Raw genomic sequence first — 14,187 nt, forward strand, 5'->3', positions numbered from 1 at the left:
CAGCGTAGGCATACCTGTCCAATGCATATGCCGCGCACGCCGAACTGTTTATAAAGTTCGTCCGACCGAATAGTGTCAGATGATGAGGATAAGCCATGGGTGACCGTAGTGCCATCGAGTGGACCGAGGCGACGTGGAATCCCACGACGGGTTGTGACCGCGTCAGTCGAGGATGCGACAACTGTTACGCGATGACCTTGGCCAAGCGGCTCAAGGCGATGGGTCAGCCTCGGTACCAACGCGACGGGGATCCACGGACAAGCGGCCCAGGTTTTGGGTTGACAGTCCACCCTGACGGTCTCGGGTTGCCGCTGACCTGGAAGCGTCCCCGTGTCGTGTTCGTCAACTCGATGAGTGACCTGTTCCATGCCCAAGTGCCGGTCGCGTTCGTCCGTCAAGTCTTCGACGTCATGGCAGCCACCCCGCAGCACACGTATCAGGTACTGACCAAGCGGGCCCGCCGCTTACGCCGCCTAGCGCCCACTTTGAAGTGGCCGGCGAACCTGTGGGTGGGGGTCTCCGTAGAAGATGGTGAGACTGTGGACCGCATCGATGATCTCCGTGCCGTGCCTGCGGTGGTGCGGTTCCTGTCATGTGAACCGTTGCTAGGGCCGCTGCCTGATCTTGCCCTGGACGGTATCGGTTGGGTCATCGCTGGCGGTGAGAGCGGCGCCAACGCACGGCCGATGGACCCGGCATGGGTGGAAAACTTGCGCGACCAGTGCATCAGCGCTGGTGTGCCGTTCTTCTTCAAACAGTGGGGCGGGCGCACGCCGAAGGCTGGCGGTCGCGAGTTGGACGGCCGGACCTGGGACGGGATGCCCTTCGCGGTGGCCACCTCCTAACTCACGCAGGCTCATGCGCCCCCTCTATCAGTGCCACTGCCGCTACGGCGTTCCTCCAAACAGCACTGCACGAACAGGTGTTCCCTCCATCAAGGTTGCAATGAGACACTCCCACATGACAACTCGTTACCGAGGGGGGCTGATGTCGGTCGGCGGAACGGTGCCGTGGCCGTGTGCACCGCACACTGTCGTCAAGCACGACATTTACCAGCGCTACCTCGAACGATGGTTCCCTATCCTCTTGCAAGGACCAAGACGCTACTCGTCCGTTACCTACGCCGAGGGGTTCTCCGGCCCGGGGATCTACAGCGGTGGTGAAGACGGTTCCCCTGTGATCGCCATACGTGCACTCGTTACGAAGGTGCCGCCAGCCACGGGTGTTGTCCGTTTCGCCTTTCTTGATAACGATGAACGCTGCGTCAACATGCTCTGGGACAGCCTTCGGAGCGCCTTCCCCGAGCGGCCGCGGACCGAAACCGCTATGCCCGTCGTGGTACGCGAAGGCACTTGCGCTAATGATCTCGAACGTGTGCTCGACGAGATGAAGGCTTGGGGAAAGCCAATCTTCGCCAACCTGGACTCGTGGGGCAACGCACCGGTACCCTTTCGACTACTGCAGCGCTTGGCCGCGAACGTCTCCAGCGAGGTCATGGTCACTCTGTCTCCGCAACACTTCGTCAGGTTCGTCAGTAAGAAGGGCGCGGCCGCCGACGACGTGTTCGGTGGCGATCCCCGCTGGCGGACCGTCACGAATCTGGCGCCGGAGGCGAAGAGCCGGCACATCCTCGCCTGCTATCGCCAGGGCCTGCGCACTGCTGGCTTCCCCTACCTGCTGGACTTCGAACTCGTCCCCAAGCACGGTCAGCCGCTCTACCTCATTTTCGGCACCGGGCATCCCTTCGGCGTTGAGAAGATGAAAGAAAGCTTGTGGGAGGTTGACCGCACCCAGGGCGTCGGCTTCCGTGACCCCCGCGACGAACAGGCTGAGACGCTGTTTGTCGTAGACGAGCCGCAGCTAACACCCCTCACCCGCCAGCTCCATCAGAAACTCCGCGACGGCGGGCCAGCCCGGGTCGAAGAGCTGCGCCAATTCACCCTGCTGGAGACGGTGTACCGACCTCAGCACGTCCTGCGGGCCCTAAAACCACTTGTGGACCAAGGTGCCATCGAAGTCGAAGGTGGCGGCGCGCTACGCATCGCCTCCGTCGTCTCGTCTCCACCACCCTCGTCCCGGTGACCGGGCCCCCGTTCGCGGCCCGCGGGCCGGCTGACCATCGACCGGCATATCCGCCAGGGGCCGCTGATGATACCCGTGCACCCAGTTCGTAACGGCGATCAACAGGTCGGTTGGGGGCGTCACAGGTACTCGTCCGCTAGCGAGCAGAGGTGCAGAACACCGGGGTATCTGGTTGCCTGGTCGGTGTGGGCATGTGCTCTACGCAGCAGTGACACCAAAGTGGCGAGGGCTGCCGGATCGTCGTCGGGCCGTTGGTGGGCGACGCAGATCTCCAGGGGCACCGGGTTCGACGCCTGGACTGAGAAGTTTGTGTGGATGTCGGGGTCGAGCTTCGTGCGGCCGTGCGGGGTTTGCATCTGGTCGGACTTGGGGTTGACGGAGTAGTAGACGCGTTCGCTCGCCCGGAACAGTCCACTGACCCTGGGGTGGTGCTTGTCGAGGTCGTGGGCGAAGCCGCGGGGGACTTCCATGGTGCTGGAGCGGTCTCTGACGCGGACGATGCGCAGGCCTGGTGTCTTGTCCGGTCTGATGCTTTCGGGGAGATCAGCGTCGTCTTCGATGTCGACGCCGGGCAGGATGACCTGGTCGGGGCGCAGGTGCTTGTCCTGCATCCAGTCCCAGCCCCAGTTCCGGAATCCGGCCGCTCTGACCATGACGATGCGGTCGTGGCTTGCCGAGTCGGCGACGCCGCCGATGCCCAGGGCGTTGATGAGGAAGCTGGCGAGGATCTGCTTCTGCTGTCGACCGGGGCCGATGCGCCCTTTGCCGTCCGCAAGGAGAGCGGGTAGGCCGGCGTAGGGGACCGTGTGGGAGGGGCTGCCGTCTGCGCCGGGCAGGTAGGCGGTTGCCGTGCCGTCGGGTTGTTGGCGGATGACGATCGGGATGCAGGTGGGACCAGCGTGGTGTAGCCAGATCCCCACCTGCTCGATGTCGGGCACTCCGACGGGCATCTGGTAGGGGCCGAAATGGCCGAGCTGGCGCAGGCAGTCGTTGATAGCAGAGGCCACCCTCAGGATGGTGCTGGTCCCAAACCGTGTGCCGGGGTAGGGCTCGGGCTTCTTCCGTTTGGCGTTCTCGGGCCAGGTTTTCGGCTCGGTGAACAGCTTGGCTGGCCGGAGGCACTGCAGGCGACGGTTGGTGCGGGCGAAGGCCTTCTTCAGGCCGGGTTTCGGGTCGATAAGCCTGGCTCGTTGGAAGAAGGCAGCGTCCTGCAGTTCGACGATGGCCCCCAGGCGGTCGGTGCTCCCGCCGAGGACCTCCCTTGCAAGCCGGTTGGTGTGCAGCTGGAGCATGGCGTCGTCGGTCTTCTTCTTGTCCGGGTCGGGTTGGACGCCGACGCCGACCTCTGCACCGTTACGCAGGCAAATGGTGATATTGAGGTCGCCGGTGAAGCGGAAGACAGTGTTGTCAGCCGGGTTGGACTCGCGTGCGAGTTCGAAGTGATGCTCCAGGGTCGCGAGTACGGCCTCGCGAGTGATGTCGCTCTGCGTCCACAGCTCGATGGTGAAGGTGGTATTGGGGTCGAACACCGCTTTGATCTTGCGTGTGGCGCGGGAGCCGACACGCTCGAGGTCGGGTAGCGGCCGGAGCCCGCGCCGGGAGAGGAGGTTGCGCAGCCTGTCTTGGACGTCGACGTGGTCTCCTGGAACCAGGCCGGTATTGGCGGCGTGTACGAGTGTCTTGGCTCGTCTGGTTTCGTTGCCATCGGCGTCTACGCTGGGTGCGACGTCGGCGTCCGCCGCCTGACTTTTGGTGCCTTCGCTGTATAGAAAGTAGGCGCGGATGGCCCGTTCGTCGAGCAGGTCGGCGGCTGCTGCTGGGTCGGCGAGGGTTTTGTGCGGGTCGGGGAACGACAGTTGGGTGAGTTTCGCGAGGGCACGGGCGAGGCCGGGGCTCCACTGCCACTGCCAGCCGCCGCCGGGGATCCGCATCTGGCGTGCTGGCGCTGACAGCAGGGTGTGGGGTTCGTCGTCGCGGCCGAGGAAGCCGTGAGGCCCGTGGAGCCAGATGGTGGCTGAGGTGGGGCCTTTGCCGCGCGACGGCACGTACGCCACGGGCATGAGGGGGAAGCGGCTGATGCTGACGTCGGCGTGAATGCGCGGCACGGGGAAGTTGGGTGCCGTCTCCACGTGAAAGTCGATCTTGGCGGTGACGAGTCCGGGGCCGGCGCGGTCGTCGTCAATTCGCTGAGGCGGCCAGAGAACGGCGCTGCGGCGGCCGTCGCTTCTCGGTGGCCCGAGGATGAAGTCGCGCCGGGTCTTACCAAGCAGGTCGAGTTTGTTGTCCACAACCTCTTTGGCGAGGAACGAGGGCAGCATCTGGTAGACGTGTGGGGCCACCGCGGCGGTGCCGTTGGCGCGGACGGTGTATTCGAGGAGATCGAAGCAGCGGCATTCGAAGACGAGGTCAGCCGGTTTGAGCATGTGGTACCAGTCGATCTGGTCGGTGATCTCGGTGGTGGCCCAGCTGGCGATCGCGTCGGTGACCACGTACGTGTCGATGCCGGGGAACGCAACGATGAAGTCGTCCGACCTCAGGTCCCAGTTGACGTACATGATCGCCGGATCGATGCCGCAGAGGAGCTCTTTGAGGCTGCTGGTGGGAAGCGAGTGCCCAGGACGGCCGAACGGCCTCGCGCGCCATTGCTTGTCGAGTTCGGCGAACCAGGTGGCGGGCATCGACGCGACGTCGCACTCCACGTCCCAGCGGGCGCCTGGCTCGATGTCGAACGCGAGCAGCCGCAGGTGGTCGCCGGTGGTCCTGCGGGGCGGCTTGGCCGTGTTCTCGCTGGTCTCGGTGTCGGTCACCGGGGAGTCCTCCTCGATCCCAGGGGGTCGTTGGTGCGGACCAGGTGGCCCATCAGGCCCCACACGGCGGTGTTGACGGCATGCTCTCGCAGGCGGTGCTGGCTCGCGCCGTCGGCGGGCGTGGCCAGCAGTTGTCCAAGGTACTGGTCGGTGGCCACGACGATGCTGGTACGCGCCGTGTCCGCGGTTTTCTCCTCGGGGTCGGCGAGTCGTTCGGCGAAGGCCGCGTCGCACAGCAGCACGGTGGTCGGCTGGTTGCCCCGGATGCTGCGTCCGATGGTTTGGCTCATGGGGACGAGGTTGTTGGCGACGAAGACGCGCCGGTCCTGTGGGTCGAGAGCGCGGAACTGGATGGGGCGTCCGATGGCGTCGAACCAGACCTTGCGGGCGGTGGAGCGGAGCTGCTTCACGAGGCTGCCGACTTCGCCGGGCTCTGCGGCGGGCGGCCGTTGGAGGTGGCCCATAGCCAGCTGGCTGACCAGTGACAGGGGGAAGGCCAGGTCGAAGGGTGGCGGGTGGGAGCGGGTCAGGTAGATGACGGCGCCGAGGGCGGCGGTGTCGTTGGCGTTGAGGATGTTGTAGCCGCGCTGGATCGACATCTCAGCGGCGACGAGGATGTCCTCCTCGCCGGTGCCGAAGCGCCCGACGAGACGGCGTTGGATGCCGCCGACGCCGGGGTCGGCGGCGTCGGGTACGACGATCCGCGCGCTGAGCTGGGGTACTCGGGCGTTGATGTGGTCGCCGACGGTGCGTGCCTCGTCGCCGGAGAGGACCACGAACAGGATCTTGCGCCGGTCTTCGGGCAGCTTCGCCCGCAGCTCGTCGATGAGGCTGCGCGGGCGGCCGTCGACGGGCTGGCACAGCGCGGTGACCAGCATCCGCAGGGCGTCGTGGCGCCGGCTGCCGGTCTTGCCGGACACGAAGATCGGGTCGGCGCCGTTCCTTTGGGCTTTGACTGCCATGTGGGATTGGCGCAGGGCGGTCTCGTCCTCGGGGGGTGGGCGCAGCACGGCGGTGGGCTCGATGGGGATGTGGTAGAACGACGATCCGGGTGCCCAGCTGGTGGCGGAGGTCAGAACGACGTGGGGGCCCTGAACGCCCTCGCAGGCGAGGAGGTCGTGCGCGTGGTGTAGCAGCCACCGGCCGACTCCGTGGACCCACAGCAGTTGCAGCGACGCGCCGCCGTTGCGGCTGTCGGCCCACCGCAGGGCGAGGATGTTGCCCATCGGGGCCTCTGGGACGATCGGCCGGTAGTCGCGTGGCGGCTGGTCGGCCCAGAAGGTTTCCTCGTCGGGCAGTTGCAGATGTTCCCGCACCGATGGGTACATCGTCGTCATGGTGAAGAAGGTCGTGGTGATGCGGCCGGCGCAGATGGCTGCCTCGACGACCAGGCGCAGCAGGCCGCGACGCTGGTCGAACCATTCGCGGCGTACGTGTCCTGCCTTGATGTTCGGTTTCAGCCACCGGTCGAGCCAGTCGTCGATGGCCAGCGCCACGGCGGCGTCCGTCCGCGGCTGGCGGGTCACCTGGGCGACGACCTCGTCGAGGCTGTGCGGCTGCTCGCTCAGCGGGCTCTCCGCGAATTCCTGCAGCTCGTGGCGGTAGAAGTCGTCGGCGAGGTCCTCGACGCGCTTGTCCCCGTCACCGCGCGAGGGCAGCCCGAACAGGGTCCGGGCGACGCGGCGCAACAGCGAGTGCGCCGTGAACGGCGCGTCGCCGAGCAACTCCTTCAGCCGCTGCCCGGGCGGCGACAGGGCCAGCCGGTTCAGGACGAAGACCGCGTTCTGGTGGATCTGCAGCTGCGTGTGCCAGCGGTCGACCTCGTCGTCGGCCGCCGGCGCCATGCTCTGGTTGTCCAGAGCGGCGTTGGTGTACTGGACCATCCGGTGCGTCCAGCCCTTGCCTGCGGCCACCAAGGGCTCGGTCTGCACGAACCGGGAGTCCAGCACCTGTTGGACAGCGTCCGCCTCGTCGATGACGAGCAGGTCGGTGTGCGGCTGGAAGGCCTCGAACCAGCGCATGGACGCGTCAGCCGATTCCGCGCGGCTGGCGATGAGGCACTGCGCGGTGGTGACCCAGACCTGCGCGTTGGCGATCTCACGGTGGGCCTTCTGCGCTGGGCAGATCGACAGGAGCGGGCAGTCGTAGGTGGCTGGCTCGTCTGCCTCGGCGTCGCGGAGCGTGCCATGGCACGGGAACTCGTTCGGCTCCAGCGGCTTCCAGTCGGGGTTGGCCGAGCGCCGGAAGGGTTCCAGCAGGCAGGAGGCGTTGGCGTAGCCGGCAGCCGGATCGGCAGGGTTGTCGTCGTCGGGCACGAGGACGGGAGATTCCTCGATCGCGGAGCGCCAGTACCGTGCGGCGTGCTCGGCGCGGTTGCTGCGCCCGATCAGGGGCACGGCGTCGATGCCGATCGACCGGAGGAACGACACCTTGGCGTAGACGTCACCGACCGAGCCCAGGACCATCCCGACCCGGTTGCCGTGCTTCAGCACCCGGTTGACCGCCAACACGTCGGTGAGGGTGGTCTTGCCCGAGTTCATGAGCCCGACGATGTGGGACACGCCGTCGAGGACGAAGGTCTCGGGTCTGTCGACCAGGCCGGGGCCGTTGCGGTCGACGGAGCTGAAGCGCATGTTCTCCGTCAGGCGCTTGTGCCAGTTCCGGTTCGTGATGTGCGGCTTGCCGACGAGCCTGCGGTCGATCTCCCTCGCCGTCTCCAGCAGCTCCTTTTCGAACGACACCGTCCAGGGTTCCCGGGACCGGCGGGGCACGAGGGGAAGCCGCACGACGGGCGTGGCCGGCGGCAGCGTCGACGGCAGGTGGATCACCTCGACGCTGTCTCCGACGCGGAACTCGTACCGCCGCCCGGCCGGCGCTGGCGGGCGGGGCGGGGTCAGCCTGTACTGCAGGGGGTCAGCCAGCGCCGCGTCGTACGTCGCCACGCGGTCCTGGCACAACGCCGAGCCCGCGACGGTGAACACCGTGTTGTCGTTGACCTGCCCGTCCGCGGCGTCCGTGCGGTCGAAGCGCCGCCATTCCTGCGGCACCCGCAGGTAGTGGTTGAGCAGCCTGCGCCAGTAGCCGCGCCGTGCCACGTCACCCATGCGGTGCCGCACCCGCCGGCACGCCGCCATGAGCTCGGGCGGCAGGTCGACGTACCCGGACAGCAGCGGCTGCAGCGCCCCCACTGGCTCGCCCGGGTAGTGCTTCGTCAAGAAGTGCAGCCCCAGCTCGACCCGGCAGAACGCGTCCCGAGTCATCACCGCTTCCGGGAACTGCTCCCGGCGCATCTGCTTCATCAAGCTGTCGCGCCACGACGAGGTTTCTCTCATGCGGCCAACTCCTTCACCCGTTCCTTGACCCGAGCCACCAGCTGGTTCTCGTCGATCACGCGCACGCCCGCGACCCGCCCTTCGAGTTCGGCCTCCAGGTCGCTGATGTAGCCCGGCTGCACCGCCCGGTGAGCGGGAAGCGCCAGGTACCGCCGGTCGCACACCGGTGCCTGCGGCCAGGTGAATCCCCGGCCCAAAAGCCGCGCGCTGACCTGGTCCTTCGCGTCCACGCCCCAGGTCTCGGCAACCTCCGGCACGCCACTCGCCCCTGGGCGCAGGAACTCGATCAACACGTCCAGCGCGTCGACTCCCGGGTACGGCGTAACCCTGACCACCGGCGCCAGCGAGTCGACCGACAGCGCGTCGATGATCCGCGCCTCCACCAGGCCCGGATCATGGATGTACTTGCGGGTCGCCCGGTGCTGCTCGTAGACCACTGCCATCGGCACGGCCGTCCACGTCTCCGGTGAACCCCCGAGGCAACCCGCGGTCACGCAGCACGCCGATGGATCGGCCAGCACGTTGCGGCACGAAGGGCACAGGAGGTACTCCTGCGGCGCCCGGGCGGGCCTCGAGTGGTAGGCGAGGCTGAACAGCCGATGGACGTGCGTCTGTCCGCTGTTGTCCGTCGCCGGAAAACGCCGCTCAAGGCCGCGGACCTCCCGGTCAGCTACGACCGCGTGGTCGATGAGGTAACGCCGCAGCACCGCGTACGCCTCCCCGATCTCCTCGTCCGAGGAGCCATTCGCGGCCGCGGCATCCCGCAGTGCCAGGTGCACCTGGTTTTCAGTCCACTCGGCCTCCACGTCGTGCCGCGCGAGCCGAGAGCCCTGCACCGCGAACTCGGTCAGGTCACCGTCGGCCAACAGACTGTTCTGCAAGTCAGTGATCGACAGGTCGAGCTGCACAGGCCACGTCGCCAGCGGCTGCGCACAGAGCTCCAACAGGGCGAGGTCGCTGTCGAGCCGCTGCAGACCCTGGTCGGCGAAACGCCACCACAGACGCGAGAAGCCCACCCGCCACGGAGCCGGCAACAACCCCGCCTCCTTCGCCGCCCCGCCCGCCGCCTGCCTCCTCCGCTGAACGATGCCGGCCAGTCCAGCGGACAACATCATCACCGTCAGGTAGTCATCATCCGGAGTCCGAACCCGTGCGGGATGCCCGTCGACGGTAGGCGCCTGAGCATGAACGTCCATTGAAGTCGTTCCTCGCAGCTAGATCCGACCGGTTCTCGCCCTGGAAGTGGCGACAGCTCCAGTAGACACCCTGCCCCTGACACTCCCGGGGCCCAAACGCCCGTGGCTTCCCGCGCGGCCGCCCTCGACGACCCCGGCCTGTATGGCTGCTGGCTCCGTGTCGGACCCTCCTGATTCGCTTGGCCACGAGCGACCGACGAAGGGGGCGTGGGATGACCGAAAAGCCGGACGATCCGTGGCCACAGCACCCGAGCCTGCTGCGGGTGACCGCGTGGATCCCTGACGCCGACGAGAATCTGAAGCGGTGGGAGGAACTCGAGCAGATTGCGGTGCAGTGGATTGAGGAGCAGGCTGCCGCTGATGGGGTGACCCCGGTTGTGTTCTACAACGCGGCGAAGGCACACGGGGGCCCTGGCCCGGTCTACCGGCTGGCGAACCGCTACCGGTTCAGCTACCCGCTCGACCGAAACCGGCCTCAAGGTGCTGTGATGGCGTTCCACCCGGACGCCCGGTCGCTGCGCCAGGCGGCTGACCTGGCACGCGGATCGGCGCTGGTGGTCCTAGAGAGTGCGATGACCCCGCTGGTCGGTTGGGCGGCTGGGACCCGGGCAGAGGACCTGTCTGGGTTGTATCCGCAGGTACCGGCGCTGGACCCCGAGGCACAGAAGGCCCTCGACCGGACCGTGCTCTTCGGCGGACACAACAACTGGACCGGAAGTCACGAGCGTGAGCACGCCCGCAAGGCATTGGACGCCGTGCTGCGCGCCGGGATCATCGATGTCGATACTGCCGTGGGGTACGCCCTTGCGCACGCCGGGGTCTCGGAGGTGGGCGCGAAGAACCTCCGCGGCAGCCTGGAACACAAGAGGCGGTAGTTCACCCTGGGGGACAGAGCAGATGAAGGACACTGAGCCAGCTTCACGTGCCGAGCCAGACTGGGGGTTGCCGGCTCTTGAAGGGAGCCCGTCGCGTGATCACGACCCGCCAGGGCAGCGGCACGATCGTCCGAGCACAAATGCATTGCCCCGTCGAGTTGCGCCTGGGCATCGTGGCCGCTCGCGAGCGGCCACTCTGTCAGCAAGTTCGGGCGGAAGGGGTTTAGGACGTTGGGGTTGACCAAGGGAGCATCATGGTAAGTACGGCAGACGAATCAGTGCCAAAAAAGGGCGCTCAGCACCAGCAATATCGCCCAATCCACTTAGCATATATGCTCGCTCTTGCCGTTGTAGCGCTGGCCGTGACGGCTGTGGCGGCATGGGTAATGTGGGAAGCCACGCAGATCCCTTCCGATGTTCCCAATTCGCCCGACCTGGCGGTGCGCAGTGCGCAACTCCGTGTTGATGTCGTGCGCAACATCCTTGGAGTGGGCGCTGGAGCGGGTGGTCTTGTTGCACTTTTCCTTGCTCTTCGCAAACAGTATGTTAAAGAAAGAGTTGACCACGCAGACCAAGAGAACAAGGCGCGCATCGCGGAGGACACGAGTTATGATGCAACCGAAAAAAGGGTTACGGAACTCTACGCGAAAGCAGGGGAACATCTGGGCTCGGAGAAGGCGGCTGTTCGAATGGCCGCCTTATACACTCTAGAGCGACTGGCGCAGGGGAACCCTTCACATCGGCAAACAGTTGCGAACCTGATTTGCGCGTATCTGAGGATGCCTTTCGCAGATGCGGCTAACATCTTTGCACTCGCTAGAGGTGAGCGAGTTTCGACCGACTTGAGTAAAGATACCCTGCTTCTGCAGGAGCTAGAGGTGCGCCGCGCCGCGCAGATCCTGCTCCGCGAACATCTGATTCGTGTCAGCTTGAACGAAAATAAAGAGCCGGCGTCTTCGATATTTTGGGGGCCCCTTGATCTAGACCTTAGAGGTGCCGACCTCTTCGACTTTTCTATGCATGGCTGCAGCGTACGCACCCTGAACCTCCTTCGGGCCCGCCTTCACGGGTTCACCGACTTCGAGTCGGGCGATTTCGAAATATTCGACGCAACGGACGCCTCATTCGAAGGGAACTTCGCTTTTTCCAATACCACCGTGAGTGACTACACCAGCTTTATCTGTGCGCAATTCAACGGGAGCTCATCATTTCACAACTCCCACTTTAAGTCGGTAGCCGAATTCGACGATGCGTCGTTCTTCGACACCGTCTCTTTTTCCGAGTGCAGCACCGGAACGCTACTTGCTCGCGGAGTAGAGGCGATAGGCGTACCTCGAGGCGGAAAGCATGTATGGCCTAAAGGATACGAGCTAGTGAGGTCCGACGGATCCGAGATGTGGCGGCTAAACGAATCCGCGAACGTCCCTTTAAATATGCCGTCGCGACTTTCGAAGAGCGACGTGCAGTCGAGCGACTGCCCCCAACCGGCCAGAGGTCAGAGCCCGCGCAGATCCCAGCGCCCTTCTAACTGACCTTCTACATACGCGACGATGACGGACAGCTACGCCACTGGCGCACCTACGCCGGCAACGGAAAGGCGATCGTGTGAAGGTGACCTGGACCTACGACCGAGGCGACCACCGCGACAACCACGAAGCCGACGTGACCGAACCCACCGCCCTGGAAACCCTCCTGGGCAAGATCCACCAGGCTGGCGAGCCCGTCGTGGTATTCATCCTCGCCGACACCGCCCACGACCCCGACGACCTGCCGCCCGGCCTTCAGGTCGGGCTCGGCCACCCCACCCACGCCTTCGCGGTCCACATCGCCGACGACGGTGGCTACCTTCGCGACCGGTCCGTGGATACCCCGCCTCGTGGGATCCGCTTCGACTTCGGCGGAGTGCCCACTGAATACCCCGTCGAACACCTGTGTCTGAATCCGGAGACGGCCATACAGGTCGCAGGCACCTTCCTCGCCACCGGCGGCGACCCGCCTCACGTGCCCGCCGTCAGCGAGTAGTCGCACGGCGGCCCGGGTGGCGTCGGCCGGCAGCGCAGGATCGGCCGTTCAGGTCCGACCGACAGCACCGCACGACCAGTGGGTGTACCGAAGCACTGCCGGCATGGCGTACACGGAGTCCGCCAACCTCATACTCACGTCTGCAAATTTATTAATATGTTGGACACGTTGAACCAGGCTGCGAGCCCACCTACGGCACACCCCGCCAACTGCCCGTCGTGGTGCGTCACCGATCACGGCGGGGAAAAGTTGGGCGGTCCGGGTGACCGCGAACGGAGACACTCCCGGCTGGTGATGGAAACAGGCGAGGGCCATGGGATGTCGTTGGAGATCATCTCGCGGGAGCACCTGGATCAGCCCGAAGAGTGCTCGCCGACCGAGGTGGTTCTGTCTGCCTGGGGGCCGCTCAGCCTGGCGGACGCCGGGTACCTCGCGACATCGCTCAGGAAGGCGGTCACGATAGCCGGTCGGACGCATCGACCCTACTGGCTGAAACGGCCGCGCCCGTCCTGGTGCATCGCTGAGCATGCCGACGGCGACCACATCGAGGATCGGCTCCACCTGCCAGACGACTGGACGCCTGTTCTGTTGTCGCTACACGATCCGGTGCGAACGGCTGGGGAGTCGTGCGCCCATCAGGCGTACCGGCCGCGGCAGCTGGAGATCGACCTGGAACAGCACGCAGACGCGGTCGAGCCGGTGGTGAAGTTCGTGATCGAGGGCGCGACCGCGGTGCTGCGCCTGACCCTAGACGAGGCCGAACAGGTGCGGACGGCAATCGGCCAGGTCGCGACCACGGCACGCAACGGAGACAGCCAACCAACCGGCGGCGCCCGGTCACCGGCCAGCCCAGCGCCCGTGCCGGAACGGGATGGTCTCGGATGGGTCGTGTTCGACCAGGTGCTCCAGGACGATGGCCTGACCGCCGACCAGAAGATCAGCGTGCTGCGCGGAGTGGTCGCCGAGCAACTCACTCGACAGGGCCTGAGTCTTCCCGAGCAGGCCGCACAGCTGAACTGCACCGAGGACCAGGCCGCGGATGCGGTGGTGGACTTCGCGACGTGGTCGCACGCCGGCTACCTGCTGCCACCGACGACGTCGACCGAGTCGCCGTGCCCGATGTGGTGCGATGGGACGTGTCTTTCGACGACGGCGTCCGCCTGCACACTCGACACATCCTGGCCGTGCACGGCCAAGACATCGACGCCGCCGACGACACCGAAGTCGTGACGGTCGACCTTGAGGCATTCAACACGCCCGACGGGGACGGCGACCAGCCGCCGTCGGTAACGCTGGCGATCAACAATCCGGAACAACGCACTGCCGACTACAGGAAGCTGGACGGGTTGGACCCCGCGACGGTCCGGGGCTTGGCCGCGTCGTTGCTGTCGGGCTGCTGGGAAGGCGCGGCGGTTCGGCTCATCCCCCAGAAAGCGGCGGAACTCGGCGCGTCACTGATCGCCGCAGCCCGCGCCACCTCCGAAAACGCGACCGCCAGAACCTGACCCCGACGAGGCGGTGAGTGGAGTAGCCCGGACCTCTGCACCATGAGGTCCGGGCGGCTCGCCCAGAGTGTGGCCATCGGTGGGGTCATTCGGCACGATCTGACCTTGGAGGCCCCACTCGGCGAGGTGGAGCGGACGAGTCAGCGACCGGAAGATGCTCAAGCGGCGGGCATTCAGCAGCCGATCACAGCAGCGCCATTCATCGACTGCTTTCACTCGAAGACAGGTGTCGATCCGCAGGTCAATCGCGCATGCATAGACGTCGGACGATTCTTAGGAAACCGATGCTCTATCCCCTGAGCTACGGGGGCGCGAGGGCCTAGTCTAGCGACCTGCGGGTTCGCCTGGGGTGGCAGGGCGTGGCCCTT

At 65.9% G+C, this 14,187-nt stretch carries 10 protein-coding genes; 7 read left to right on the forward strand and 3 right to left on the reverse strand.

Annotation, left to right across the window (positions count from 1 at the left end; all coding sequences use genetic code 11):
- The first annotated feature begins 95 nt into the window (after window positions 1–95).
- Window positions 96–845 (forward strand): DUF5131 family protein, encoded by a 750-nt coding sequence (locus tag ABT336_RS17480; protein WP_350897652.1) that lies wholly within the window; start codon window positions 96–98, stop codon window positions 843–845.
- 142 nt (window positions 846–987) lie between these two features.
- Window positions 988–2,082 (forward strand): three-Cys-motif partner protein TcmP, encoded by a 1,095-nt coding sequence (locus ABT336_RS17485; protein ID WP_350897653.1) that lies wholly within the window; start codon window positions 988–990, stop codon window positions 2,080–2,082.
- Between the two features lie 119 nt (window positions 2,083–2,201).
- Here ABT336_RS17485 and ABT336_RS17490 read toward each other — a convergent pair whose 3' ends face one another.
- Genes ABT336_RS17490 through ABT336_RS17500 form a run of 3 tightly spaced genes read right to left on the reverse strand, consistent with a single transcriptional unit; the run spans window position 2,202 to window position 9,417 of the window.
- On the reverse strand, window positions 2,202–4,889 hold the full coding sequence (locus ABT336_RS17490; protein ID WP_350897654.1) for an RNaseH domain-containing protein: 2,688 nt from the start codon (window positions 4,887–4,889) through the stop codon (window positions 2,202–2,204).
- Window positions 4,886–8,221, reverse strand: a complete 3,336-nt coding sequence (locus tag ABT336_RS17495) for a pPIWI_RE_Z domain-containing protein (protein ID WP_350897655.1) — start codon at window positions 8,219–8,221, stop codon at window positions 4,886–4,888. The genes ABT336_RS17490 and ABT336_RS17495 overlap by 4 nt, the downstream gene beginning before the upstream one ends.
- Complete coding sequence (locus ABT336_RS17500) at window positions 8,218–9,417, reverse strand: restriction endonuclease-related protein (protein WP_350897656.1); 1,200 nt, start codon at window positions 9,415–9,417, stop codon at window positions 8,218–8,220. Before ABT336_RS17500 ends, ABT336_RS17495 begins: the two co-directional genes overlap by 4 nt.
- 212 nt (window positions 9,418–9,629) lie before the next feature.
- On the opposite strand from ABT336_RS17500, the gene ABT336_RS17505 reads away from it, so the two are divergent.
- The 5 genes from ABT336_RS17505 to ABT336_RS17525 all read left to right on the forward strand — a co-directional run bounded on the left by ABT336_RS17505 (window position 9,630) and on the right by ABT336_RS17525 (window position 13,819).
- The gene (locus ABT336_RS17505; protein ID WP_350897657.1) at window positions 9,630–10,292 is read left to right on the forward strand and encodes a hypothetical protein; all 663 of its coding nucleotides are present in this window, start codon (window positions 9,630–9,632) and stop codon (window positions 10,290–10,292) included.
- A 332-nt stretch (window positions 10,293–10,624) separates the two neighbouring features.
- A complete protein-coding gene (locus tag ABT336_RS17510) occupies window positions 10,625–11,824 on the forward strand; it encodes a pentapeptide repeat-containing protein (protein ID WP_350897658.1) in 1,200 nt (399 codons plus the stop codon).
- 79 nt (window positions 11,825–11,903) lie between these two features.
- On the forward strand, window positions 11,904–12,314 hold the full coding sequence (locus ABT336_RS17515; protein WP_350897659.1) for an Imm1 family immunity protein: 411 nt from the start codon (window positions 11,904–11,906) through the stop codon (window positions 12,312–12,314).
- Between the two features lie 318 nt (window positions 12,315–12,632).
- Window positions 12,633–13,544 (forward strand): hypothetical protein, encoded by a 912-nt coding sequence (locus ABT336_RS17520; RefSeq protein ID WP_350897660.1) that lies wholly within the window; start codon window positions 12,633–12,635, stop codon window positions 13,542–13,544.
- Window positions 13,499–13,819 (forward strand): hypothetical protein, encoded by a 321-nt coding sequence (locus tag ABT336_RS17525; protein WP_350897661.1) that lies wholly within the window; start codon window positions 13,499–13,501, stop codon window positions 13,817–13,819. The genes ABT336_RS17520 and ABT336_RS17525 overlap by 46 nt, the downstream gene beginning before the upstream one ends.
- The last annotated feature ends 368 nt before the right edge of the window (window positions 13,820–14,187 follow it).

The sequence above is a fragment of the Micromonospora sp. NPDC000207 genome (assembly GCF_040300925.1).
Lineage (GTDB): Bacteria > Actinomycetota > Actinomycetes > Mycobacteriales > Micromonosporaceae > Micromonospora.